The 24073-nt window shown below is 56.7% G+C and carries 21 protein-coding genes and 1 riboswitch; of the genes, 8 read left to right on the forward strand and 13 right to left on the reverse strand.

Going from position 1 to position 24073, the window contains the following annotated elements:
• Positions 1 to 139: 139 nt before the first annotated feature.
• Together IE151_RS10800 and IE151_RS10805 are read right to left on the reverse strand one after the other, a co-directional pair.
• Positions 140 to 1951, reverse strand: a complete 1812-nt coding sequence (locus tag IE151_RS10800; protein ID WP_189490034.1) for an ABC-F family ATP-binding cassette domain-containing protein — start codon at positions 1949 to 1951, stop codon at positions 140 to 142.
• A 3-nt stretch (positions 1952 to 1954) separates the two neighbouring features.
• Complete coding sequence (locus IE151_RS10805) at positions 1955 to 2611, reverse strand: thiamine diphosphokinase (protein WP_189490035.1); 657 nt, start codon at positions 2609 to 2611, stop codon at positions 1955 to 1957.
• Between the two features lie 114 nt (positions 2612 to 2725).
• Positions 2726 to 2831, forward strand: a riboswitch (TPP riboswitch).
• Between the two features lie 38 nt (positions 2832 to 2869).
• On the opposite strand from IE151_RS10805, the gene thiB reads away from it, so the two are divergent.
• Positions 2870 to 3862 carry a thiamine ABC transporter substrate binding subunit gene (thiB, locus tag IE151_RS10810; RefSeq protein ID WP_189490036.1) on the forward strand — a complete coding sequence of 331 codons (993 nt, stop codon included), beginning with the start codon at positions 2870 to 2872 and terminating at the stop codon, positions 3860 to 3862.
• Between the two features lie 38 nt (positions 3863 to 3900).
• Here thiB and pyc read toward each other — a convergent pair whose 3' ends face one another.
• The 9 genes from pyc to IE151_RS10855 form a co-directional block, all read right to left on the reverse strand.
• Entirely contained in the window at positions 3901 to 7359 is a 3459-nt protein-coding gene (pyc, locus tag IE151_RS10815) for a pyruvate carboxylase (protein WP_189490037.1), read from the reverse strand.
• Positions 7360 to 7581: 222 nt separating this feature from the next.
• A complete protein-coding gene (locus tag IE151_RS10820; RefSeq protein WP_189490038.1) occupies positions 7582 to 8715 on the reverse strand; it encodes a branched-chain amino acid ABC transporter substrate-binding protein in 1134 nt (377 codons plus the stop codon).
• 148 nt (positions 8716 to 8863) lie between these two features.
• Positions 8864 to 9217 (reverse strand): DUF6867 family protein, encoded by a 354-nt coding sequence (locus IE151_RS10825; RefSeq protein ID WP_189490039.1) that lies wholly within the window; start codon positions 9215 to 9217, stop codon positions 8864 to 8866.
• A 42-nt stretch (positions 9218 to 9259) separates the two neighbouring features.
• Positions 9260 to 9988, reverse strand: a complete 729-nt coding sequence (locus IE151_RS10830; protein ID WP_189490040.1) for an ABC transporter ATP-binding protein — start codon at positions 9986 to 9988, stop codon at positions 9260 to 9262.
• Positions 9985 to 11040, reverse strand: a complete 1056-nt coding sequence (locus IE151_RS10835) for an ABC transporter ATP-binding protein (RefSeq protein ID WP_189490041.1) — start codon at positions 11038 to 11040, stop codon at positions 9985 to 9987. Before IE151_RS10835 ends, IE151_RS10830 begins: the two co-directional genes overlap by 4 nt.
• The gene (gene livM / locus IE151_RS10840) at positions 11040 to 12434 is read right to left on the reverse strand and encodes a high-affinity branched-chain amino acid ABC transporter permease LivM (protein ID WP_189490042.1); all 1395 of its coding nucleotides are present in this window, start codon (positions 12432 to 12434) and stop codon (positions 11040 to 11042) included. Before livM ends, IE151_RS10835 begins: the two co-directional genes overlap by 1 nt.
• Positions 12435 to 12437: 3 nt before the next feature.
• Positions 12438 to 13340 carry a branched-chain amino acid ABC transporter permease gene (locus tag IE151_RS10845; protein WP_189490043.1) on the reverse strand — a complete coding sequence of 301 codons (903 nt, stop codon included), beginning with the start codon at positions 13338 to 13340 and terminating at the stop codon, positions 12438 to 12440.
• Between the two features lie 312 nt (positions 13341 to 13652).
• A complete protein-coding gene (locus tag IE151_RS10850; protein ID WP_189490044.1) occupies positions 13653 to 14654 on the reverse strand; it encodes a 4-hydroxyproline epimerase in 1002 nt (333 codons plus the stop codon).
• 11 nt (positions 14655 to 14665) lie between these two features.
• Positions 14666 to 15913, reverse strand: coding sequence for an NAD(P)/FAD-dependent oxidoreductase (locus IE151_RS10855; protein WP_189490045.1), 1248 nt, complete (start codon positions 15911 to 15913; stop codon positions 14666 to 14668).
• 132 nt (positions 15914 to 16045) lie between these two features.
• Between IE151_RS10855 and IE151_RS10860 the strand changes: the two genes are divergently transcribed.
• The 6 genes from IE151_RS10860 (at position 16046) to IE151_RS10885 (ending at position 22010) form a co-directional block, all read left to right on the forward strand.
• On the forward strand, positions 16046 to 16708 hold the full coding sequence (locus tag IE151_RS10860) for a GntR family transcriptional regulator (RefSeq protein ID WP_189490046.1): 663 nt from the start codon (positions 16046 to 16048) through the stop codon (positions 16706 to 16708).
• Positions 16709 to 16840: 132 nt separating this feature from the next.
• Positions 16841 to 17827 (forward strand): thiosulfate ABC transporter substrate-binding protein CysP, encoded by a 987-nt coding sequence (gene cysP, locus IE151_RS10865; RefSeq protein ID WP_189490047.1) that lies wholly within the window; start codon positions 16841 to 16843, stop codon positions 17825 to 17827.
• Positions 17828 to 17840: 13 nt separating this feature from the next.
• Positions 17841 to 18665 (forward strand): sulfate ABC transporter permease subunit CysT, encoded by an 825-nt coding sequence (cysT, locus tag IE151_RS10870; protein ID WP_189490048.1) that lies wholly within the window; start codon positions 17841 to 17843, stop codon positions 18663 to 18665.
• Complete coding sequence (gene cysW / locus IE151_RS10875; protein ID WP_189490049.1) at positions 18662 to 19552, forward strand: sulfate ABC transporter permease subunit CysW; 891 nt, start codon at positions 18662 to 18664, stop codon at positions 19550 to 19552. The genes cysT and cysW overlap by 4 nt, the downstream gene beginning before the upstream one ends.
• Positions 19549 to 20568 carry a sulfate/molybdate ABC transporter ATP-binding protein gene (locus tag IE151_RS10880; RefSeq protein ID WP_189490050.1) on the forward strand — a complete coding sequence of 340 codons (1020 nt, stop codon included), beginning with the start codon at positions 19549 to 19551 and terminating at the stop codon, positions 20566 to 20568. The genes cysW and IE151_RS10880 overlap by 4 nt, the downstream gene beginning before the upstream one ends.
• A 110-nt stretch (positions 20569 to 20678) precedes the next feature.
• Positions 20679 to 22010, forward strand: coding sequence for an FAD/NAD(P)-binding protein (locus IE151_RS10885; protein ID WP_189490051.1), 1332 nt, complete (start codon positions 20679 to 20681; stop codon positions 22008 to 22010).
• Between the two features lie 49 nt (positions 22011 to 22059).
• On the opposite strand, the gene IE151_RS10890 is transcribed toward IE151_RS10885, so the two are convergent.
• Together IE151_RS10890 and IE151_RS10895 are read right to left on the reverse strand one after the other, a co-directional pair.
• On the reverse strand, positions 22060 to 22245 hold the full coding sequence (locus IE151_RS10890) for a hypothetical protein (protein WP_189490052.1): 186 nt from the start codon (positions 22243 to 22245) through the stop codon (positions 22060 to 22062).
• Positions 22246 to 22266: 21 nt separating this feature from the next.
• On the reverse strand, positions 22267 to 22590 hold the full coding sequence (locus tag IE151_RS10895) for a BRA0787 family protein (RefSeq protein ID WP_189490053.1): 324 nt from the start codon (positions 22588 to 22590) through the stop codon (positions 22267 to 22269).
• A 424-nt stretch (positions 22591 to 23014) separates the two neighbouring features.
• Here IE151_RS10895 and IE151_RS10900 point away from each other — a divergent pair, with 424 nt between their 5' ends.
• Complete coding sequence (locus tag IE151_RS10900) at positions 23015 to 24073, forward strand: siderophore-interacting protein (protein WP_189490054.1); 1059 nt, start codon at positions 23015 to 23017, stop codon at positions 24071 to 24073.

Below are 24073 nucleotides of genomic sequence, written 5' to 3' on the forward strand. Positions count from 1 at the left end.
GCGCCCCGTCGATGGCCACCTTCTAATCCCACAAACACACTCATGTCAAACACAAAAATCAAAAAAACCCCATGAATTTCGATTTTTCTCGTTAGCCACCTTAGAACCCCTTGCAGCACAAGGGTTCTCGCCCTGATCATCAGCCTTCAATCGCTTCGCGTAGCATTTCGAGCTCGAGCCACTCCTCTTCCATCATCGCTTTACCATCCCGCTCGGCTTCCAGTTGAGCCGAAAGCCCGGCGAAGCCCGACGGATCGCGCTGATAGAGCGTCGGGTCGGCCATCCGACGTTCAATCTCGACGATCTTTTTCTCCGCAGCCTCAATTTTTCCCGGCAACGTCTCCAGCGCAAATTTCTGCTTGTAGGAAAGTTTCCTGGCACCGACCGTGGAGGATTTGACTTGCTCGACCTTCGGCTTATCGTCGCGCCTGCTCTGCTTGATGGCCTTTTCATCGAAGCTCCTCTGCCTGCGCTGCGCTAGCATGTCGGAATAACCACCCGCATATTCGATCCACATGCCATCGCTCTCAGGCGCCAGCACGCTCGTCACCGTCCGGTCGAGGAAATCGCGGTCGTGACTGACGAGAACGACCGTACCGGGAAAGCCCGCAACCAACTCCTGCAACAGATCCAGCGTCTCCATGTCGAGGTCATTGGTGGGTTCGTCAAGCACAAGCACGTTGGCAGGTTTTGCCAACGCCCGCGCAAGCATGAGTCGAGCACGTTCGCCGCCTGACAGTGCCTTGATCGGTGTGCGTATCTGTTCCGGTTTGAACAGGAAGTCCTTCATATAGGAGGCTACATGGCGCTGCTCACCATTGATGACGAGGCTTTCGCCGCGCCCGTCCGTGAGATAATGCGCAACCGTGTCCTCCGGATCAAGCGAGCGGCTCTGATCGAGCGTCGCCACCTCCAGATTGACACCGCTGCGCACACGCCCTTCATCCGGCCTCATGTCGCCGATCAAGAGCTGCAAAAGCGTGGTTTTACCTGCCCCATTTGGGCCGACCAGACCCAGCCGATCGCCACGCTGGATGCGGATCGAAAAATCGGTGACGATCTTGCGTTCCCCATAGGCTTTCGAGATATGCAGCGCCTCGACCACCAGTTTGCCGGACTCCGCCGTCTCGGCAGCAACCATCGAGGCTCCTGCCTCCTGGCCGCGATAGCTCTTGTGCCTGGAACGCAGTGCAGCCAGCTCCGCGACACGACGCATGTTACGCTTGCGCCGCGCCGTCACGCCATAGCGCATCCAGTCTTCCTCGCGGGCGATTTCACGGGCGAGCTTGTGCTGATCGCGCTCTTCTTCCTCGATGACCTTGTCACGCCATTCCTCAAAATGCGCAAAACCTCTTTCCATGCGTCGTGTGGTGCCGCGATCCAACCAGACGGTCGATCGGGTGACATTGTCCAGAAAGCGGCGATCATGGGAGATCAGAACGATGGCCGAGGATGAGCGCTGCAATTCCTCTTCCAGCCACTCAATAGTTGAAAGGTCAAGATGATTGGTGGGTTCATCGAGGAGCAGAACATCCGGTTCCGGGGCCAGAACGCGGGCGAGCGCTGCACGTCGCGCTTCGCCGCCGGAAAGCTGGCCGGGCGCCTCTTCACCGGTCAATCCGAGATGATCGAGCAGATAATGCGCACGATAGGCATCGTCTGCCGGCCCAAGACCCGCGATGACGTAATCATGTACCGTCTTGTATGCGCTCATGTCAGGCGCCTGTTCGAGATAACGAACGGTAGCGGAAGGTTGGCGGAAGACTTCGCCATCCTGGGGCTCGACGAGGCCGGCAGCCATCTTCAATAATGTGGACTTACCCGAGCCATTGCGTCCTACCAGAGCGATGCGCTCCCCGGGGGAGACCGATAATCCTGCATCGGTCAATAGCGGTGTCCCACCAAAGGTGAGCTTGATGGCATCGAGGCGGAGAAGCGGCGGTTGAGCCATATGCTAAAAATCCTGTGCAGGATGCGGGTGAGCGATCAGCATCGCCCTGCCCGCCTTCAGAGTTACAACGAGATGCGTCGTTACCCGATTTGATAAAGTAAGCGACGAACCGAAAACAACATGTCGCTTGTTCAAGGGCCATTTCGCGCCATCGAGATCGAGGCCATCGAGATCGCCGAAAGGTAAAATGGAGAAAATGGTTCCGGGCGCATAATCGAAAGCGCGCGTTTCGTGACGCAGAGGAATACCTTCCTGCCTGCCGCTGGTTAGCAGCACCTCGATCCCGCGCTGCGACAGCCGAAGAGCGCTCGCCAGATGCGAAAAGGCATGATCGCTACGCGCTCCGCCAAAGGCACCTACCAATATAAGTCGTCTCGCACCCAGAGCAAGCGCACGATTGATGGCGAGTTCGCCGTCTGTCTGGTCTTTTTCGGCTGGAAAAGATTCTCGCCTCAGATCTTTATAGGAGTCGATCATTTCGCTGTCGGCAGAATCGAAATCGCCAACCCATGCGTCGACGGCCACACCAAGGGTCATCGCATGACGAATGCCGGAATCCGCTGCGATGACGAAGGCACCGGATATCTGCTCGCGCAGCCGCTCAGTCGGGAAAACCTCGCCACCGAGCAGGATGACGCAATGGGAAACAGGGTCGCTCATGTCGGCGGAAAATCCGGTTGATGTCGTCGATATCGATCTGTCGCAAGCCTCTAGCATGCACAGCCCCACCCGCCAACAGCGCTTGCGCTACGAGGGTACGGGCAGTATTCCTAATAGTGCTAATCGGGGTGCCGTTTCATACGGCTGAGAGGCAACGCGATGCCAACCCGTTGAACCTGATCCGGTTGAAACCGGCGGAGGGAATTAGACGCGCGGTATGACTGCTCGCGCTTTCTCTTCGAAATCTGGAGGATAGTGATGCGAAGATCGATTCCGCTTGCTTTTGCTGGTCTGGTGTTTGGCTCTTCTGCCATGGCGCAGGACCTGACGATCTACACTTATGAGAGCTTTAATTCGGACTGGGGTCCGGGGCCGAAAGTCAAGCAGGCTTTTGAAGCCGAGTGCGGTTGCCGTATCGACTTCGTTGCGGTGTCGGATGGGGTGGCGCTGCTTAACCGGATCAAGCTGGAGGGGGTATCCTCGCGAGCAGACATCGTACTGGGCCTCGATACTAACCTGACGGATGAGGCGCGCAGCACGGGCCTCTTTGTCCCTCACGCGGTCGCAACCGATACTCTCTCGCTGCCAAACCCTTGGATCGACGACACTTTTCTACCTTTCGACTACGGCTATTTCGCCGTGGTCTACGATAGCGAGAAGCTGAAAAATCCGCCAAAGAGCCTGAAGGATCTAGTCGAGGGTGATCCAGGTGAAAAAATCATCTTGCAGGATCCGCGCACTTCGACACCCGGCCTTGGCTTTCTGCTTTGGATCAAGGCGGTGTATGGCGATAGTGCCTCCACTGCCTGGCAAAAACTAGAGGATCGCGTGCTCACCGTGACACCAGGCTGGTCGGAAGCCTACGGCCTGTTCACACGCGGTGAGGCGCCTATGGTCGTCTCCTACACGACTTCGCCAGCCTATCATCTGATTGCGGATAATGAAGATCGCTACAAGGCAGCAGCGTTCGAGGAAGGTCACTATTTACAGATCGAGGTTGCGGCGCTGACGAAGAAAGGTGCCGATAATTCCCACGCCAAGGCCTTCATGACCTTCCTCACCAACCCGCAGTTCCAGGATATAATTCCCCAGACGCAGTGGATGCTGCCGGCCGCCAGGACGTCGAAACCTTTGCCCGCAGCGTTCGAGACATTGGTGAACCCCACCAAAGCATTGGAGATCGCGCCAGGCGAGGTCGCGAGAAATCGCGCTGCCTGGATCGACGAATGGCTACAGGCGATGAGCCGTTAAACGAAGAATGCCGGCAGAGAAATCCACCGGCTTTCTATTCATGCAGCATAAACAACCAGGAGATCTTTCGCGTCAATCTGATCGCCTGAAGAGACAAGCACTTCCGCAATCTCGCCGTCGCGCTCGGCATGAAGGGCAGTTTCCATCTTCATGGCCTCGATCGACAAAAGCACGTCTCCGGCCGAGATCTTCTGGCCGGGCTTGACGGAGAGAGTTGAGACTACGCCCGGCATCGGCGCGCCGACATGCGCCTCATTGCCTGCTTCCGCCTTACGCCGCGCCTTCGAAGCGCCCGCCATATTGCGATCCGGAACCTTGATACGCCGCGGCTGACCGTTCAGTTCAAAGAAAACCGTGACCATGCCCTGATCGTCGGTCTCACCAATGGCAAGGCAACGCACCACCAACGTCTTGCCGCGTTCGATTTCCACGAAGATTTCTTCTTCATGGCCCATGCCGTAGAAATAGACCGGTGTGGGCAAAACGCTTACCGGGCCATATTCTTCTGAGGCTGCGGCAAAATCAGTGAACACCTTCGGATACATCTGCCAGGAGACGAACTCCTGCTCCGTGACCTTGCGCCCGAGCCTTTCCTCCAGATTGGCCCGGTCCCGCGCCATGTCCGCAGCGTCGAGAAGCGAACCGGGACGCACCGTGATGGGCGTCGCGCCCTTCAGAGCCTTCTTCTGTAAGGTTTCTGGCCAGCCGCCGGGTGATTGCCCGAGGTCCCCGCGCAACATTGAGATGACGGAATCGGGAAAGGCGATGTCCTTGGCTGGATTTTCGACATCCGCCACCGAGAGATCCTGGCTCACCATCATGAGCGCCATGTCTCCGACAACCTTGGAAGACGGGGTTACCTTGATGATGTCACCGAACATGAGATTGACATCATGATAGGCCTGCGCGACCTCGTGCCAGCGCGTCTCCAGCCCGAGCGAACGCGCCTGCTCCTTCAGGTTGGTGAACTGACCGCCCGGCATCTCGTGCAGATAAACTTCCGAGGCCGGTCCCTTCAGATCGCTTTCAAAGGCCGCATACTGGTTGCGCACGGCCTCCCAGTAGAATGAAATGCGGCGGATAGCTGCGGGATCGAGACCCGTATCGCGGTCATCGCCGCGCAGCGCCTCGACCAGGGAGCCGAGGCAAGGCTGCGAAGTATTGCCCGAAAACGCATCCATCGCCGCATCAATGGCATCGACGCCCGCTTCGACTGCGGCCAGCACAGTCGCAGCGGCAATGCCGGACGTGTCATGCGTGTGGAAATGGATGGGCAGATCCGTCTCCGCGCGCAGCGTCGCAAAAAGCTTTTTCGCAGCCGCTGGCTTGAGTAGCCCCGCCATGTCCTTTACGGCGATGATATGCGCGCCCGCCTTTTCCAGAGCCTTGGTCATGTCGACGTAGTAGCGCAGATCGTACTTGGCCCGATCAGGGTCGAGAATGTCACCCGTATAGCAGATTGCCGCCTCGCAGAGCTTGTTCTCCTCCAGCACCGCATCCATCGAAACACGCATGTTCTCGACCCAGTTCAGGCAGTCGAATACACGGAAAAGATCGATGCCGCCCCCGGCCGCTTCGCGCACGAAGTTCTTGACGACATTATCGGGATAATTCGTATAGCCGACACCATTTGCGCCGCGCAGCAGCATTTGCAGTAGAATATTCGGCGCCTTTTCACGTACCAGAGCCAACCGCTCCCACGGATCTTCCGTGAGAAAGCGCATGGACACGTCAAAGGTCGCCCCACCCCAGCATTCGAGCGATAGGAGTTGCGGCAACGCCCGGGCATAGGCGTCCGCTACGCCGACAATGTCGAAGGTACGCATGCGGGTGGCGAGAAGTGACTGGTGACCGTCCCGCATTGTTGTGTCGGTTACGAGAACCTGTTTCTGCTTCCTCATCCAGTCGGAAAAGCCGACGGGGCCAAGCGCGTCGAGGCGCTGGCGCGTGCCGTCGAGGATGGGCTTGTCAAAATACGGAGCGACAGGCGCGGCGCAATCCTCCTTGGGCGCATTGCGACCCCGCGTTTCCGGATGACCGTTGACCGAGACATCGGCAAGATAATTCAAAAGCTTGGTTGCGCGATCCTGGCGCTTGACCTGCTGGAACAGTTCCGGCGTGGTATCGATGAACTTGGTGGTATAGGTGTTGTCATGGAAGCTCTGATGAGTGACGATCGCCTCAAGGAAGGTCAGATTGGTGGCAACGCCCCGAATGCGGAATTCGCGTAGTGCGCGGTGCATGCGCGCTATCGCCTCCGACGGAGTAACGCCCCACGCCGTGACCTTTTCAAGCAGCGGATCGTAATAACGGGTGATGACAGCGCCGGAATAGGCCGTACCGCCATCAAGCCGAATGCCGAAGCCAGTCGCGCCGCGATAGGCGGTGATGCGGCCATAATCGGGAATGAAATTCTGTTCCGGATCTTCTGTGGTAATCCGGCATTGCAATGCGTGGCCGTTCAGGCGGATATCTTCCTGAGCGGGAACACCCGACTCCGGCGTGCCGATTGCAGCCCCTTCGAGTATTTTGATCTGCGCCTGCACAATGTCGATGCCCGTTACCTGTTCAGTTACGGTATGCTCGACCTGGATACGCGGATTGACCTCGATGAAATAGAAGGCTTGTGTATCGGCATCCATCAGAAATTCAACGGTACCTGCCCCGATATAATCAGTGGCTTGTGCGATCTTCAACGCATATTCGGCTAATTCCGCCCGTTTGGCATTATCAAGATAGGGTGCAGGCGCACGCTCTACGACCTTCTGATTGCGCCGCTGGATCGAGCAATCCCGCTCGAACAGGTGCACAGCATTGCCGTGCGTGTCTCCAAGCACCTGCACCTCGACATGGCGCGCACGTTCTACGAGCTTTTCCAGATAGACCTCGTCCTTTCCGAACGCCGCCTTGGCTTCGCGCTTGGCTTCCGTCACTTCGCGGGAGAGATCAGCTTCGGCGCGGATAACGCGCATGCCACGACCGCCGCCGCCCCACGACGCCTTGAGCATCAGAGGATAGCCAACTTCGGCAGCAAGCCTTGCGACCTGGCTCATGTCGTCAGGCAGCGGTTCGGTAGCAGGAACGACCGGTACCCCTACTTGTGCCGCGAGATTCCGCGCCGCGACCTTGTTGCCCAGGCGACGCATGGTTTCAGCTTTGGGACCAATGAAGATAATGCCAGCTTGAGCGCAGGCGTCTGCAAATTCAGGGCTCTCGGAGAGCAGCCCGTAACCTGGGTGGATTGCATCGGCACCCGACATCCTGGCAACGCGAATAACTTCCTCGATCGATAGATAGGCCTCGATCGGTCCAAGGTCCTTTGGCAAATGGGGTCCACGTCCGACCTGATAGGATTCATCTGCCTTGAAGCGGTGTAAGGCGTATTTATCCTCTTCCGCCCAAATCGCCACCGTTTTGATGCCAAGTTCATTGGCCGCACGAAATATGCGAATCGCGATTTCGGACCTGTTGGCAACAAGCAGTTTGTTGATCTTCATGCACGCCTCCCACGCGAACTTTAGTATCCACAAAAAATCAATTGTTCAGCGCACTCTAGCGCGCGTTTCGCCCAAGGCAAGGGATATAAGATGATGCGATGGCCGGGACTGCAACGGCAAATCTACAAGAAATGTCGATCACTCGATCAGCAAAGATTACAAACACAAAGAAGCCGCCGCTCGGAAGCGACGGCTTCTTTCATCTTTCTAAACGCTCAGCGGTCAGTTGCTGGCAGCGTCCAGTTCCGCATAGGTGTATCTGCCATCTTCACCCTTTGCCCATTTGTAGAGAACATAGTCGGGCCGGGTGATGTCGCCCTTCGGGGTAAACGAAAGTTCGCCGATTGCGGTCTTGTAGGTGCCGCCCTTCTTGATTTCCTCGGCAACTTTCTGAGGATCGCTAGCGTCACCCACGGCCTTGGCAGCCTCTGCGATGACCTGTAGCGCGGCATAGGAGTAGAGCGTGTAGCCTTCCGGCTCGACGCCTGCTGCACGGAACTTCTCGATCAGTTCTTTGGCATCTTCCCGCTTGCGAGGATCCGGCGCAAAGGTCATCAACGTGCCTTCCACCGCATCACCGGCAATTGAGGCAAGCTCGTTCGAGACGATACCATCGCCCGACATGAAGGTATTGGTCAGTCCCTGATCCTTTGCCTGGCGCATCAGGAGCCCAGCTTCCGTATGCAGGCCACCGTAGTAGATGACGCTGACGCCGGCGTTCTTCATCTTGCCGACGAGAGCACCAAAATCCTTGTCGCCAGGATTGATGCCTTCATAAAGCGCTTCGGTCACGCCTTCTGCGTTCAGTGCCTTCTTGGTTTCATCCGCAAGACCCTGACCATAAGGCGTCTTGTCATGGATGATCGCGATCTTGGCGTCTTTGAAATTATCGGCCAGATATTTGCCGGCGACAGCGCCCTGCTGGTCGTCACGGCCACAAGTGCGGAAGGTGTTCCACAAGCCGCGCTCAGTGTAGGTCGGATTGGTTGAGGCAGGCGAGAAGGAAAGAATACCGTTCTCGGCATAGACTTCCGAAGCCGGGATCGATACGCCCGAGTTGAAATGGCCCACGACGTATTTCACGCCATCCGCAGCGAACTTGTTGGCTACCGAAACCCCTTGCTTGGGATCGGAAACATCGTCGCCGATGACGATCCGGATTTGTTCACCATTAATGCCCCCGGCTTCGTTGAGGTCCTTTGCAGCTTGCTCCGCACCCTTTTGCAACTGCGCGCCGAACGCCGCATTCGGTCCCGTAACCGGGCCACCGACGCCAACAATGATTTCTGCCCATGCCGCACCTGAGAACGCCATCAGCGCACCGGCGGCCACAGCCGACATAAGATAATTTTTCATTGAAACGCTCCCATTGATGAAGGTGAGATTGGTGTTTTCACTTTCGCGTCTCACCCAGCCGCTCCAGTGGAAATCTTGCGCGCTGATCGGCCGTTTGTCACGTGCTCTTTTAGGCGCAAGATTATCTGAAAATTCCGCTTTAAAAGTCTTAACTCGCCGCCTTGTCCTTCCATGACAGAGGCGACGTCTTCTCGTAAAGCCAGCTGTACTGGCTGACCATCTGATGCGTCCGCGTGAAGCGGAACGCGATCAATCCAAAGATCAGAAGGATTACGGTATCCACCAGATAGTAATGCAGAGAGGTCAGAGAGGCCTGAAACAGCGCGTAATGGATGAAGCGCACGAACAGCCCGAGCAGCATCAGGTAAGGAATGAGCTGCACGACCGGCCGCCAGGTCCGGGCACAGGCTCGGCCCGTCATCCACGCAGTCCAGCCGCCAAGGACGACAGTTACGAAAAGAAAGCTCCAGAGAGAGGTTTCTTCGTATAAAATGCCCTGCATGTCAGCGTCCTCCTGCAAGTGTTGAAGTCGAGGGCGAAGCCATCAGTGACGCCCTCCTTCCAGATAGGCGGCGCGGACTTCCGGGTTGGTCAGCAGTTCGCGACTCTGTCCGCTCATAGTGACCCTGCCATTAACCAGAACATAGGCGCGATGTGCCAGCTTGAGGGCGGCAAACGCGTTCTGTTCGACCAGAAACACGGTTAGACCTTCCGTTCGGTTCAACTCACGGATCGCGTCGAAGATTTGCTTGATGATCAATGGGGCCAGCCCAAGCGACGGTTCGTCAAGCAAAAGCAGCTTTGGCCGTGCCATCAGAGCGCGTCCGATCGCCAGCATCTGCTGCTCTCCGCCCGACAGCGTGCCGCCGCGCTGATTGATACGCTCCTTCAACCGCGGAAACAGCGTGAAGATGCGCTCGACGTCTTCATCGTAGTATTTCAGATCGTCGAGGCTCGCGCCCATCTGCAAGTTTTCCCGCACCGTCAGACGCGGGAATATTCGGCGTCCTTCTGGCGATTGCGCGATACGCATGCGCGCAATCTCGTGCATCGGCAGGCGGGTTATGTCCTGCCCCTGGAAGGTAACAGAGCCGCTGCGCGCTTGGGGAGAGCCACAGATCGTCATCATCAGGGTGGACTTGCCCGCACCATTGGACCCAATGAGCGTAACGATTTCACCCTCATTGACATCGATGCTCACCTTATCGAGCGCACGAATGCTGCCGTAATAGGTTTCGATAGCATCAACCTTCAAAAGCGGTGTTGCATTCATTTGTCTTCTTCTCCGCTTTTCTTGGTCGCAGGCGTAGCTCCCTTTTCGACCTGCGCAGCCTTCGATGCGGCCGGCGACGCAGCGGCATCACCGTCGTCTCGCTCGATACTGCCAGCGACAGGTGGCGCGAACATGCTTGCAGAAGCTTGAGGAGCCGCATCGCCCACGGGAACAGATTCGAGTTGCTCCAAAATCTGTTCATCCCCGACTTCGACGAGAACTTCTTCCACCTCCTCGTCCTCAACGCCGAGATAGGCGGCAATAACCTTCGGATCGTTCTTGACGCTTTCCGGATCACCATCGGAGATCTTGCGGCCATATTCGAGCACGACGACGTGATCGGAAATCTGCATGACCACCGACATGTCGTGCTCGATGAGCAGAATAGACGTATCGCTTTGGTCGCGAATGAACCGGAGAAGAACATTGAGTTCCGCCGACTCACGCGGATTCAGACCTGCAGCTGGTTCATCGAGACAAAGCAGTTCCGGTCTGGTGCACATGGCGCGCGCAATCTCCAGGCGGCGCTGCGCCCCATAGGAGAGGTCACCGGCCGGATCATCCGCGCGATCTAAAAGATCGGCCCTTTCGAGCCAGTAGCTCGCAAGTTCGATTGAAGCCTCGTCGGCATTCCGATAGCTGCTAGAGCCGAGCAAACCGAGAATCGTGAAACCCGAAGCCTTCATCAACGCATTATGCTGCGCCACTAGAAGATTTTCGAGCACAGTCATGCCGGAGAACAGCCGTATATTCTGGAACGTCCGCGCCACTTTGGCGCGCGCCGGGATTTCGTAGTCAGGCAAGCGCTCGAGCAGGAAAGCATGGCCATCCTTGCGCTTGAGCGTCAGCATGCCCTCGGTCGGCTTGTAGAAGCCCGTGATGCAGTTGAACACCGTCGTCTTGCCAGCACCATTGGGGCCGATCAGCGCGGTGATCTCGCCCCGGCGAACGTCGAAAGACAGATCGTCAATAGCCTTCAACCCACCAAAGCGCATGGAAAGATGCTCGACCGACAAAACCACGTCGCGCGCAATTGTTACCGTTTCAACCATCAGCCGTGGCCCTCCTTGGTGAAGGCACTGGAAACGGCCTTGCGTTCTTTCAGAAATGCCGTCGGCTCACGACTTGATACGAAGCCGCGCGGTTTCCAAACCATGACGATAACCATGGCAAGACCGAAGAGCAGCATGCGGTAGAGCTCCGGCGTAAAGCCGGGTCCAAAGATCAGCTTGAGGAATTGCAGTTCGCGCAACAGCTCCGTCCCGCCGATCATGATGGCAGCAGCAATCGCAATGCCGGGCAGAGATCCCATGCCTCCGAGAACCACAATTGCCAGAATAACCGCGGATTCGAGAAAGACAAAGGATTCTGGGCTGACGAAGCCCTGTCGGGCAGCAAAGAAAGCACCCGCAAAGCCACCGAACATGGCGCCCAGCGAGAATGCCGTTAATTTCGTGTTCGTCGTATTGATGCCCAGCGAGCGGCAAGCGATCTCGTCTTCACGCAGCGCTTCCCAGGCCCGGCCGATCGGCATTCGCCGCAGGCGGATCGTGACATAGGCGGTCAGCAGCGCCAAAAGAAGGATCAAGTAATAAAGAAAAATCTTGTAATAGACGCCTGAAGGCGGAAGATTCAGGATCTTGCCTATATAGACCGGGGACGAAATGTCGAAGGCGATGAGGCCGAAAAAGTCGACCTTCGGAATGCCCGAGATGCCAGCCGAACCGTTGGTCACTTCGCGCCAGTTGATCAGCACAAGGCGAATAATCTCACCAAACGCGAGTGTCACGATCGCTAGATAGTCACCCCGCAATCGCAGCACAGGGAAACCCAGAATGATCCCCCAGAAGGCAGCCATGATGCCAGCCGCGGGTAGAAGCAGCCAGAAGGACAGCCCAAACTCCGACGCCAGCAGCGCATAGGAATAAGCACCTACCGCATAGAACGCAACATAGCCAAGATCGAGCAGACCAGCGAGTCCCACAACAATATTGAGGCCCCAGGCCAGCATCACGTAGATCAGGATCTGGATGCCGAAATTATCGACCCATTTCAAGGAGCCCTGCAAGCCAAAGAGCATGACCATCAGGGCGGGATAGATGAACAGAAAAAGGATGCCTATGCGGATAAGATTCCTGCGCAGGAAGGTGGCTTCTGTTTCGACGACGACCGTCTTCGCCTTCACTGCCTTGCGTGCCGCAATGGCTGGAGCGATGAACGCAGTGATGACGAAGCGGCCCACCATTACAAGGGCGACCACCACGGCAAGCGTGCCCCAGCGGTAGCGCAAAATCAGCTGGTTCTGCATGTTCTGATCGGTTTGTAGACCAATCAGCATGACGAAGAGACCGAAGGCGATCAGGCCACCCCAGAGAGCATTGCGAAACGCTTTGATATAGATGGAGCCGTCAGCTTTGGCCTGACTGGAAATAGAAGAGAGGGCCATGACTTACACCTTCTCCACTTCCGGTCGCCCGAGTAGTCCGGACGGCATGAAGATCAGCACGATGGCAAGGATCGAAAACGCCGCTACATCCTTGTAATCGATAGAGAAATAGGCGGACCAAAGCGACTCGATCAGGCCGATCAGCAAGCCGCCGAGCACGGCACCCGGTATGGAGCCTATGCCACCGAGCACGGCAGCCGTAAAGGCTTTCACGCCTGGGATGAAGCCGTCTGAAAACACGACGACGCCATAGTAGACGAGGTAGAGCGTACCTGCGACCGCAGCAAGCGCGGCGCCCATGATAAATGTAATGGAGATAGTGCGGTCCACGTCAATGCCGAGCAAAGCGGCCATCTTGCGATCCTGCTCGCAAGCGCGCTGCGCACGACCGAGAGGCGTACGATTAACAATGTACCAGAAAATCGTCAGCAGAATAATGGTCACGACTACGATAACGATCTGCTTGAGCGAGATCGTTAGACCACCGACATTGTAAACCGACGTGACCAATGGCGGGATCGGCTTGTTGCGCGGGCCCTGCGTGACCTGCACAAAGTTCGACAACGCGATTGACATGCCAATTGCCGTGATCAACGGCGCGAGGCGAAACGATCCGCGCAGTGGACGATAGGCCAGTTTTTCAATGACCCAATTGTAGAGGCTAGTCAGAAGCATCGCCACGATCAGCATCAGCAAGATGGCGATGGGAGCCGTGATTGACACGAAAAGTCCGACTAGAACAAGAAAGGTAATGAGGGCACCGAAGGCACCGATCATGAAAATATCGCCATGGGCGAAGTTGATCATGCCGATAATGCCATAGACCATCGTATAACCGATGGCGATCAGCCCATAGATCGAACCGAGCGTCAGCCCGTTGATCAGTTGCTGTATGAAATAATCCATGTTTACGTCGCTCCCCCAGAAATGCGCGGCGCGGCGCACGCAAGCATCCTGGAATGTTCCCCTGATCCAGAGGCGACGTTTACAGGCGCGACATCGATCGACGTAGACAAAAGCTAATATGAGCTGATGTGCCGAACGGTCGTTCCCCCGAAGCCGTTGCCCCTGACTAAGGACCAGCCTCCGCCGGTCGCATTCCCCTTTATTCTTCAAAAACCAGACTGATACGCTTTCTTCTGATGCGCTTTCAATCGGTTTTGTTCCCATTCTTCAGCCTGCACATTTCCAAATGCCGCGCAAGTCCTATTGCATGCCTCAAGCGACCACAAATCCGTGTGCGAACGGGTCGCGATCATCAATAAAAATCGTGTTATAGCCGGTAGTTCGGGCCCATCCGCCGATTGAAGGCGTTATCGCCAGCCTGTCTTCTACTTTCGTCTCATTCTCGATCCGACCGTAAAAAAGCGAGCCGATAATCGATTCATGCACGAAATCCTCCCCAACCTCGAGCCTACCTTTGCCGTGCAGCTGTGCCATGCGCGCCGAGGTTCCTGTGCCGCAAGGGGAGCGGTCGATCGCCTTGTCTCCGTAGAGCACGGCGTTACGCGCATCAGCTTGCTCGTGCTGCGGCTTACCGGTCCATTGGATATGGGTCAGGCGATTAATGTCCGGCCGTGTGGGATGCACGAAGCTGTAGACTTCGTTTAACCTGTCGCGCAGCACACGGCCCCAAGCAACGAGATCCCCCGGTGCGTAATCGGCCATATCGCTGTAATTGGCCTGCGGCTCGACAATGGCATAAAAATTGCCGCCATAAGCGACATCTACCGTCAAACGCCCCAGAACCGGGCATTCCACGGCAAGCTCCTCAGCGTAAAGGAATGATGGCACATTGGTGATGCGCACTTCCTCGACATATTCGCCTTCCTGTCGATACGCGGCGAGCACGAGGCCCGCCGGCGTATCAAGCCGCAGCAGACCCGGCGTCTTCGGACGAACGAGACCATGCTCTAGTGCCATCGTTACCGTTCCAATCGTGCCGTGGCCGCACATGGGCAGGCAGCCGGACGTTTCGATAAAAAGAACCCCCACATCACAATCGTCGCGCGTCGGTGGATAAAGGATTGATCCCGACATCTGATCATGCCCCCGCGGCTCAAACATCAACCCGGTCCTGATCCAATCGAAGTCTCGCAGAAAATGTGCTCGTCTCTCCATCATCGTCGCCCCGTCGAGTAGAGGGCCTCCGCCGGTAACGAGACGAACCGGATTGCCGCAAGTATGGCCGTCGATGATATGGAAAGAATGCTTTACCATGAGATGAGCTTTCAGAAGCGGGTGGCGGAGAAGGGAGAAAGGTCAATGCCGGCAACTTGATTGGTTGCAAGTTCGCTGACAAGCTTGGCAGTCGCAGCCGCCTGTGTCAGGCCAAGATGGCCATGACCGAAGGCGTAGATGACTGCCCTCGAGCGCGAGGCGTAATCAATGACGGGAAGCGAATCCGGCAGGGAAGGACGATACCCCATCCATTGCCTGCCTCCGGAAATGTCCAGATCGGGAAGAAAGGTTTTCGCCTTCGTCAGCATGGCTTCCGAACGACGATAGTCGGGTCCGCGTTCCAGCCCACCAAGTTCGACTGCCCCACCAATCCGGATGCCGATGGAAAGCGGGGTCATGACAAATCCATGTTCAGAAAAGATCAGCTGTCGCTTGAGATCCAGAGCCGAAAGCGGCAGCGTGCTATTGTAACCGCGCTCCGTCTCCAATGGGATCCGATCACCAAGCTGTCGCGCCAACTGGTGAGACCATGCTCCGGCGCAGATGACGACTTTGTCTGCCGTGAGCGTCCTGCCATCCGCCAGATGCAGGTTGGCATATGTCTGCCCCGTCGAAAGTCCGGCGACCTCCGCCTGCTCGAACACTGCGCCAAGGCTTTCGGCATATTTCCAAAGCACTTCGCCTAATAGCTTCGGATCGTCGACAGTTTCCCAGCCTGGCACGAACGTGCCGCGCCGAAAGCGCTTGTCGAGACCAGGTTGAAGCTCGGCCAGGCGCGCTCCCGACACATGCTCGAAAGAGATGCCGTTACGTACCCGAACATCCCAACCTGGAAGAGACGCGCGAAATCCCTGTTCCGTCTCGTATAACTCCAGCGAGCCCTCTGCGCGACGCATGCCACTTGTGCCCGAGCGCTGCATCAAGGCATACCATTCTTCACGGGCAAGGGCCATCAACGAAGCCTGCGCCGTGATTGATCGCTCGCGGTTCTTTACCTGACTAGCGCGCAGGAAGTGCCCGAACCACGGCAGAAGCTTCGGGAAGTATGCAGGCGGAATTGAAAGTGGCCCGAGCGGATCGGCAAGCCATTTCGGTATCTTGGTCAGCACCCCCTTCTGCGCCAGCGGCAGGAGATCGCTGAAAGCGAAGGCGCCTGCATTACCCGAACTGGTTCCCTCGCAGATTCCGAGGCGATCCACGACACGTACCTGATGACCACGGCTCGCAAGGGTGCACGCGCTTGCAATGCCGATAATGCCAGCGCCGGCGACCAAGACCGACGGCTTCAATTCTCCCATATCATCCCCGCTTCCGGCGACATCCGCCTTCTATGGTTTGATATATTCTTGAAAAGGATCTCCACGGAAAGAGGTGCACGTCGAATATTTTTGATATATCATTGCCAAGCAGATGTTTCGAAAGTGTACCGCATGCCCTCATCCCATAGCCCGACCCCCGGCACGGTCGCAGCCTCGGAAATTGCCTATGTTCGCCTTCAGCAGATGATTGTGCGTCTTGAGCTCCTGCCCGGAGCGCTGATGACGGAAGGAGCCCTCATTGAGCGGCTCGACATGGGACGAACGCCCGTTCGTGAAGCGCTGCAACGCCTCGCCCTTGAGGGCTTCGCGGAAATTCGCCCGCGTTCAGGTATCGCAATTAGCCCACTGCACATTTCCGACTGGCTTCAGGTTCTGGATGCGGCTTTTGGGCTAAAGATCGTTCTTGCGCGGTCGGCCGCACGATTCCCGCCCTTGGAGAACGACCTTTTTCGCAAAGCCGCTCTAAATATGCAGCGTGCCACCGTCTCAGGCAATGTCGTCAGCTACCTGGAAGCTGAGTCCAATCTCGATCTGGCGATCGCTCAGGCATCCGCAAACGGTTTCGCTGCACGCGCCGCCGCCCCACTTCAAGCGCATGCGCGACGCTTCTGGTATCGTTTTCGTTCAGAACAAGGCTTGGCGAGCGTCGCGGAAAAACACCTTGCACTCATAAATGCGATCATGAGCGGAGACGTGACTGGAGCTGGTCAGCGCGCGGAGGAGTGTCATCTGACCGTACGTCGCATGGCCGAACAGACCGCCTCTGCACGCTGAGAGAATAGATTTCTAAAATTCCTTCACATTGAGAACTCTATTGCGAAGATAGATTGGAAGGCGCCAAATTCGATCTCTTCCGCAGGGAAATCATTTTCTATCTTAGAAAAAATTGCTTTCCCGGAGTTCTCGATGAAACGCACTCTTCTCGCGTCTGCCCTTCTGGCGGCATCCTTGGTTATTCCTGCCAGTGCGCAGGAGAACACCAAGCTGCTCAACGCCTCCTATGATATCGCCCGCGAACTCTTCGCCGCCGAGAACGAAGCCTTTACCAAGGGGCATCCAAACATCACCATCGATCAATCCCATGCCGGCACCTCCAAGCAGGCTCGTGCCATCGTGGAAGGACTCGAGGCAGACGTCGTCACCTTCAATCAGGTCACAGACATCGACTTCCTCGTCAAGAACGGCTTCGTCTCCGAAGACTGGCAGGCAGATTTTCCGAACAACGCATCACCCTACTACTCCTTCCCGTCTTTTCTGGTGCGCCCCGGCAACCCGAAAAACATCCAGAACTGGGACGATCTGGCCCGCGAGGACGTGAAGGTCGTTTTTCCGAACCCGAAGACATCCGGCAATGCACGCTATACCTATCTGGCTGCTACCGCTTACGCCAAAGAAGCCTTCAACGACGACCCTGAGAAGGTTCAGGATTTCGTAAAGAAGATCTTTGCCAACGTTCCTGTCTTCGACACTGGCGGCCGCGCCGCCACAACCACTTTTGTTGAGCGCAATATCGGCGACGTTCTTGTGACCTTCGAAGCGGAAACACGTGGAATCGCGCGTGAGTTTGGGGCGGACAAGGTCGAGGCCGTTGCCCCGCAGGTCAGTCTTCTTGCCGAGTTTCCGGTCGCAATCGTCGACAGGGTTGCGGAGAAGCGCGGCACGCAGGAAGCTGCAAAAACCTATTTGGATTTCCTTTACACGGAAGAAGGCCAGCGCATCGCTGCCCAGCAAGGCCATCGCGTACACGATGAGAAAGTTTCCGCCGAGTTCAAAGAGCAATTCCCGGAAATCCGTCTCGTCAACGTGGACGATGTTTTCGGCGGATGGGACAAAATCCAGGATGAGCATTTCGCTTCCGGCGCTCAACTCGACCAGATATACGGCAACCGCTGAGTAAGGATCTGAGGTGAAACGTCGCATTCTGCCGGGTTTCCCGCTGGCCCTCGGCATAACCCTCTTCTATACAGCCCTGATCGTCGCTTTGCCGATCGGGGCACTGCTGTTCAAGGCCGCGAGCCTTGGGCCTGAGCAATATTGGAACATTGTCTCTTCCGCACGTGCCGTTGCGACCTATCGAGTCACCGTGACAAGCGCCCTTTTCGCTACCCTTTTCAACCTTGTATTCGGCTTGGCACTGGCATGGGTTCTGGTACGCTATGAGTTTCCCGGCAAGCGTCTCGTCGATGCGTTGGTCGATCTGCCATTTGCGCTGCCTACGGCCGTGGCCGGCATTGCGCTGACGACGCTGTTTGCCTCGAATGGCTGGTTCGGGTCGCCGCTGGCGGCGATCGGTATCAACGTCGCCTATACACCACTCGGTATAATGATTGCGATGGCCTTCACCAGCCTGCCCTTCATCGTGCGCACTGTGCAGCCAGTTCTGGAGGAACTCGATCCGGCGCTGGAAGAAGCCGCACAATCACTCGGCGCATCCGACGGAACGATCTTTTCAAAAGTCATGATGCCCATTCTTCTGCCTGCTCTTCTCGCCGGCACTTCCCTGTCCTTCGCCCGCGCCCTCGGCGAATTTGGTGCAATCATCTTCATTGCCGGAAACCAGCCCATGGAGACGGAGATCACCGCTCTGCTAACCTTCATTCGACTTGAAGAATATGACTACGCTTCTGCATCGGCAATCGCCTCGGTCATACTGATATCGGCCTTCGTGATGCTTGCAGTGACCAACATGGCGCAGTCCCGGGCCCTCCGCTATACGGAGAACAGCCAATGAGCGCCATCAAACGCAACAGGCCACCACGCGTCGGCGATGATCCGCGTACCAGAGGCTTCCTGCTCGCCTTCGTGTTACTGACAGGTGCGATCATCGTGGTGGGGCCGTTGGCCATTATCTTCAGTCAGGCCTTTGGGCGCGGTGTGCCGGTGTTTCTTCAGGCCATCGCGCATCCCGATACGCAAAGCGCCATCGCCATGACGCTCATTACTGCGCTGATCGCCGTTCCGGTCAACACGATCTTTGGCATCGCGGCAGCCTGGGCTATTACCAAGTTCGATTTCATGGGCAAGCGCCTGCTCTTGCTCATCATCGAAATCCCCTTTTCGATTTCGCCGATCGTTGCCGGCGTGGCCTATCTCTTCGTTTATGGTTTGCAGGGCCTGTTCGGACCCGCTTTGCAATCCGCAGATATAAAAATCCTCTTTGCTCTTCCAGGCATCGTGCTTGCTTCCATGTTCGTCACAGCACCCTTCGTTGCCAGGGAACTGATCCCGCTGATGCAGGCGCAGGGGCGCGATCTGGAGGAAGCTGCAACGTCGCTTGGCGCCTCGGGCTGGCGCACATTTCTCATGGTTACCTTGCCGAACATTCGCTGGGCCCTGCTTTACGGCGTAGTACTCTGTAATGCCCGCGTAATGGGCGAGTTCGGTGCCGTCTCCATTGTCTCCGGCAATATTCGCGGCCAAACGAATACCCTGCCGCTGCACATCGAACTGCTTTATCACGACTACCAGACGGTGGGCGCCTTTGCCGCCGCGACAATATTGACATTGCTCGCACTCGTCACCATCGCCGCCAAGCTGCTGCTTGAGCGCTACGGAGCAGGCCACCGCACCCGTCCCATTCTGGTTGCGAAACCGGCTGCCATCGAGGAGAAATCATGAAAATCAAACTCGATCGCGTCGAAAAGACATTCGATACGTTTCGCGCCGTAAGAGGCGTTTCACTCAATATCGAAAGCGGCGAACTCGTCGCGTTGCTGGGCCCTTCCGGGTCCGGCAAGACGACAATACTGCGCATGATCGCCGGGCTGGAATATGCCGATGCCGGACATATTTATTTCGGAGAGCAAGACGCAACCGAAATTTCCGTTGCCAACCGCGGCGTTGGCTTCGTCTTCCAGCACTACGCACTTTTTCCGCACATGACGGTGGCACAAAATATCGCCTTCGGCATGAAAGTCTCGAAGACCAGGCGCAGCAAGGACGAAATCAATCTTCGCGTCGCAGAACTTCTCGACCTTATGCGTCTGAAGGGCCTCGGGGAACGCTTTCCCGCTCAGATCTCCGGCGGTCAACGTCAGCGTGTCGCCTTAGCGCGCGCTCTCGCCGTGGATCCAAAGGTTCTTCTCCTCGACGAGCCCTTCGGCGCACTCGACGCCAATGTCCGGCGTGAACTGCGTCGCTGGTTACGCGAGATTCATGACGAACTTGGCATTACGACGCTTTTCGTCACGCATGATCAGGAAGAAGCACTAGATCTGGCCGATCGCGTGGTCATTTTGAGAGAGGGCGAGATCGTGCAGCACGGCAGCCCCTATGAGATTTGCCGCCACCCGAATTCCGCCTTTGTGACGCGTTTCCTGGGCGACGCGAACCGTCTGGAGGTACGCGTTCACAATGGCGTCGCGCATATTGCCGACCTGCGTATCGCAGCACCTGGTTGCATTGACGGCCCGGCCGAGCTTTATGCGCGTCCCGGTGATCTGGCGTGGGACGGAAAAGGCATTGCTGCAACCGTATCTCGCGTCATCGATCGCCCTGGTTCGCGACGCATCGTAGCCGATCTCGACACCGGCGAGACGGTTGAGCTCGATGTCCCCCCTGATGTTCCGGTCAATGCCAAGGATCGCGGTGCAATTGCCGTTACTCGCGCCAGCATATTTCCATTGGCAATGTGAGATAACGGCATTCTGAGGAATTGCATCTTCCGTCGGGGAAAGAAGTGGAATAGGTAGAATAAAATCCAACGATGATTGCGTTCCTGGAACGCAGAGCGGGCAGTACGTGCATGAGCGAGATCGAGACGACCACTATCGCCATTGTCGGTGGCGGTGCGAGCGGCGTCATTCTCACCAATCACCTCCTGCAAAGCGACCGGGATGATTTGCGCATCGTCCTCATCGAGCAGAACAACGAGGCCGGGTTAGGCCTCGCTTACGGAACCAATCAGCCAGAGCACATCCTGAATGTCCAGGCTGCCCGGATGAGCGCACTTGAAACTCGTCCTGACGATTTCATCGATTGGCTACGTGATCACGGATATGATGACGTCGACCTTCCCACCCGCTACATGCCACGCATGCTCTACGGCAACTACCTTAAATCCATCATCGAGCGGCACAAAGCTGATCCGCGATTTTGTATTTTCAAGGCGAAATGCGTCGCGATAAAGGAAAATGACACGCAGGCAGAATTAATTTTCGACGACGGCACCAAGATGGGCGCGACGTTCGTTGTACTTGCGACAGGCCATGACGAGACACCCTCGCCGGCTTTCAAACATTCGGTCAAATTGGGACGCGCCGGCGACAACTCGAGGCCCTATGATGGCGATACGCTTATTGTCGGCACAGGCCTGAGCATGATCGACACCTGGCTGGAATTAGAGAGCCGTAGTCAGGCCGGCGTCATTCGGGCCGTATCGCGTCGCGGCCTGACGCCGCTGTCGCACGGCCCGACAAAACCGACTCCTTTGGAGGACGACGAGATACCTTTTGGCGCACCGCTTTCCGCCATCATGCGATGGCTGCGGACAAAAGCGTCCCTGCACATGGAGAATGGCGGCAGCTGGCGTGACGTGGTTGATGGGCTTCGCCCCTTCACGCAACGCCTCTGGAAAAGCCTCTCGATCGCGGATCGCAATCGTTTTCTACGGCACGGAAAACCCTACTGGGATGCGCACCGACATCGCCTCGCTCCGCAGTTACGCGACCGTCTGGATGCAGCGATCGCCAGCGGCCGCGTAGAACTCATTGCCGCTAAGCTCGGAGAAATTTCGCCAGGTGCGAATGGTTATGAGGTCGCTTTGCGCCGACGTGGTGCGACAAGAGCTGAAAAGATCGACGCCGGCCGCATCTATGATTGCAGCGGCATCATTCGCAATCTGGGGCAGAGCCCCAATCCCGTGATGCGTCATCTGATCGAAACCGGGATGGCCAAACCAGATGAGGTACCTATAGGTCTTGCGCTCAGCAAGGATGACAGCTTGCTCAACCACGGGAACACCTCGTCCAGGCGTCTGTTCGCGATAGGCCCGCTCGCCCGCGCTTCCTACTTCGAAATCGATTCCGTGCCAGACATCCGCCCTCAATGCGAGGCCCTGGCGAGACGCCTCCTATAGCCTCAGGCGCAATGCCACTTGTTCGCGGCATTGCGATTAGGCAAGGCGATCACTCGCCTTGAGGCGTGAAGCTTGCCTGATGCACCGGCCCACCAGCAATGCTATGCCCTGAGGATGCAGGATCGGCTCCTGGCAGAAGTCCCGATACAAGAGCAACAGTGAAGCCGACGGCCATGATAAGCCCGGCGATGGGCTTCAGGCGCCCCGGTCCAATGAGTTTTCGAACGGAAAACATGACGGCTCTCCTCGATCATAATCAAGAGACATGCCGCAGACGTTCCACGCAACGCGTGCGCAAAACGGCGGCAAGCTGATCATAAGTGACGCCATAGGCGAGATCGTCGCCATGTTCTCCAAGAACATCCTTGGCTGGAGCGAAAACCGTCTCCGGCACGATATCAGTGCAGGTGCGCATACGTCCGAAGACCGAACTTACCGGCACGTTCTTCTGGTCGATCGGCACCGATGGCTCATCTTCGTAGATGTTCCAATTCTCGAATGCCTCGACTGCGTTCTTGAATGCTTCCTGCAATGCGATGGGTGCATGACCTTCATGAAGTGGGGGCAGTACACGTTCCATGTCCGTCTCCTTTCAGGGTTGCAGTCATACGCAAAACTGTTTTGACAGCTGTGGTCGCTCTTCTCGCTTTCGTTCAATGGACGATGCGGTGACGTAATTTACGTTCTTCGAGTTCGAATGTTCCTCTGGATCATAAAGTCATCTGCATCGAGTGTGACACTCGAACCTGGAGATGAAAACCTGCCTAAGGTTGAATAGAGATTTCGAAAGGTTAATGATGGACGAACCGGAGCCACTTCGCAAACGTGCATTTTCCCCTATTACCGGGGCATTTTCGACAAGAGGATTTTTGACGAGCCCTCATTTCTGGAAACGCTTTTCCTAAATATGTCCAGACCGTCTACAACCTTGCGCCGAGCGTAGAGGAAAGTTGACAGCCAATGTCATAAAATCTATCCGTTCCCGTAAGTGATGGGGTTGTTCTATGCTTCAGGCTGCTAGTGAGATTTATCTCGATGATCCGGTTGGTATCGCTGAACGTCTTTGCCGCCATTATAACGAACATGGCACGGCATCGATGGCTGGCACAAAAGGGCTGATCGAAACCATCTACGGTCGGGCGTTCCTGGTTGCCGATGATGGTCGTTTGTCTTTTCGGGTTGAGGCGGATGACGACACATCGCTAATCTACATGAAAATGGGCATGATACATCATCTGCGGGAGTTCGCGGGTGATGACATGGCCACGCTGGCATGGACAGGCGACGGCCTGACGGGTGGTTACCCGCCCTTCTTCCGGGAAATGAAGGTCGTTGAAGCCTATGATATCACCCCGAAGATGCGACGGGTTGTGCTCAAGGGAGAAAATCTCGAGCGCTTCACACACAACGGCCTGCATATACGCCTGATCTTTCCGCCCGAAGGACGGAAGCCTGTCTGGCCGGTTCTCGGTACTGATGGTTGCCCGATCTGGCCGGAGGGCGAGGATGCACTGACGGCGCGCGTCTATACGATCCGTTCGCTCGATCTGGTCAAGAGCGAGATGGCGGTCGACATTCTGCGCCACGATGGTGACAGTACACCCGGCTCTGCCTTTGCGATCGGTGCTAAGCCCGGTGACGTCGTGGGCGTTACCGGGCCCGGTGGCGGCGGCATTCCGGATTCGGGGTCGCTCTTCCTGTTTGGAGATGAGACGGCCATTCCTGCCATAGCCCGCATTCTCGAAGATGCCGGCCATAATTCCAGCATCCGTGCCTACATAGAGGTGGCGGACGAATTTGAAGAACAATCACTTACCTGCAAGGGCCGGTGCGACATCGAATGGTTGTATCGCGCGCGGGGCGAACGACTTGTCGATGCCGCTACGGCAGTGACACTCGATCAAATCGGTGACGACACGTTCTTCTGGGCCGCTTGCGAGTTCTGTGATTTCAAGACGATCCGCAAGCACTGCCGCACAACGCTGAAATTGCCGCGCGAACGGCATCTGGTGGTTGCATACTGGCGCAAAGATTTGCCGGCGCGTCCCGCAAAAGCAGCCTGA

This window comes from Limoniibacter endophyticus (genome assembly GCF_014652835.1).
Taxonomy (GTDB): domain Bacteria; phylum Pseudomonadota; class Alphaproteobacteria; order Rhizobiales; family Rhizobiaceae; genus Limoniibacter; species Limoniibacter endophyticus.

Bases quoted from the DNA above. Each gene is read 5' to 3' on its own strand.
- IE151_RS10820 (WP_189490038.1), bottom strand. From the start codon at position 8,715: ATGAAAAATTATCTTATGTCGGCTGTGGCCGCCGGTGCGCTGATGGCG.
- IE151_RS10830 (WP_189490040.1), bottom strand. From the start codon at position 9,988: ATGAATGCAACACCGCTTTTGAAGGTTGATGCTATCGAAACCTATTAC.
- cysP (WP_189490047.1), top strand. From the start codon at position 16,841: ATGAAACGCACTCTTCTCGCGTCTGCCCTTCTGGCGGCATCCTTGGTT.
- IE151_RS10805 (WP_189490035.1), bottom strand. From the start codon at position 2,611: ATGAGCGACCCTGTTTCCCATTGCGTCATCCTGCTCGGTGGCGAGGTT.
- IE151_RS10880 (WP_189490050.1), top strand. From the start codon at position 19,549: ATGAAAATCAAACTCGATCGCGTCGAAAAGACATTCGATACGTTTCGC.
- IE151_RS10890 (WP_189490052.1), bottom strand. From the start codon at position 22,245: ATGTTTTCCGTTCGAAAACTCATTGGACCGGGGCGCCTGAAGCCCATC.
- cysW (WP_189490049.1), top strand. From the start codon at position 18,662: ATGAGCGCCATCAAACGCAACAGGCCACCACGCGTCGGCGATGATCCG.
- thiB (WP_189490036.1), top strand. From the start codon at position 2,870: ATGCGAAGATCGATTCCGCTTGCTTTTGCTGGTCTGGTGTTTGGCTCT.
- IE151_RS10835 (WP_189490041.1), bottom strand. From the start codon at position 11,040: ATGGTTGAAACGGTAACAATTGCGCGCGACGTGGTTTTGTCGGTCGAG.
- IE151_RS10885 (WP_189490051.1), top strand. From the start codon at position 20,679: ATGAGCGAGATCGAGACGACCACTATCGCCATTGTCGGTGGCGGTGCG.
- IE151_RS10900 (WP_189490054.1), top strand. From the start codon at position 23,015: ATGCTTCAGGCTGCTAGTGAGATTTATCTCGATGATCCGGTTGGTATC.
- IE151_RS10895 (WP_189490053.1), bottom strand. From the start codon at position 22,590: ATGGAACGTGTACTGCCCCCACTTCATGAAGGTCATGCACCCATCGCA.
- IE151_RS10825 (WP_189490039.1), bottom strand. From the start codon at position 9,217: ATGCAGGGCATTTTATACGAAGAAACCTCTCTCTGGAGCTTTCTTTTC.
- IE151_RS10800 (WP_189490034.1), bottom strand. From the start codon at position 1,951: ATGGCTCAACCGCCGCTTCTCCGCCTCGATGCCATCAAGCTCACCTTT.
- pyc (WP_189490037.1), bottom strand. From the start codon at position 7,359: ATGAAGATCAACAAACTGCTTGTTGCCAACAGGTCCGAAATCGCGATT.
- IE151_RS10850 (WP_189490044.1), bottom strand. From the start codon at position 14,654: ATGGTAAAGCATTCTTTCCATATCATCGACGGCCATACTTGCGGCAAT.
- IE151_RS10855 (WP_189490045.1), bottom strand. From the start codon at position 15,913: ATGGGAGAATTGAAGCCGTCGGTCTTGGTCGCCGGCGCTGGCATTATC.
- IE151_RS10860 (WP_189490046.1), top strand. From the start codon at position 16,046: ATGCCCTCATCCCATAGCCCGACCCCCGGCACGGTCGCAGCCTCGGAA.
- livM (WP_189490042.1), bottom strand. From the start codon at position 12,434: ATGGCCCTCTCTTCTATTTCCAGTCAGGCCAAAGCTGACGGCTCCATC.
- IE151_RS10845 (WP_189490043.1), bottom strand. From the start codon at position 13,340: ATGGATTATTTCATACAGCAACTGATCAACGGGCTGACGCTCGGTTCG.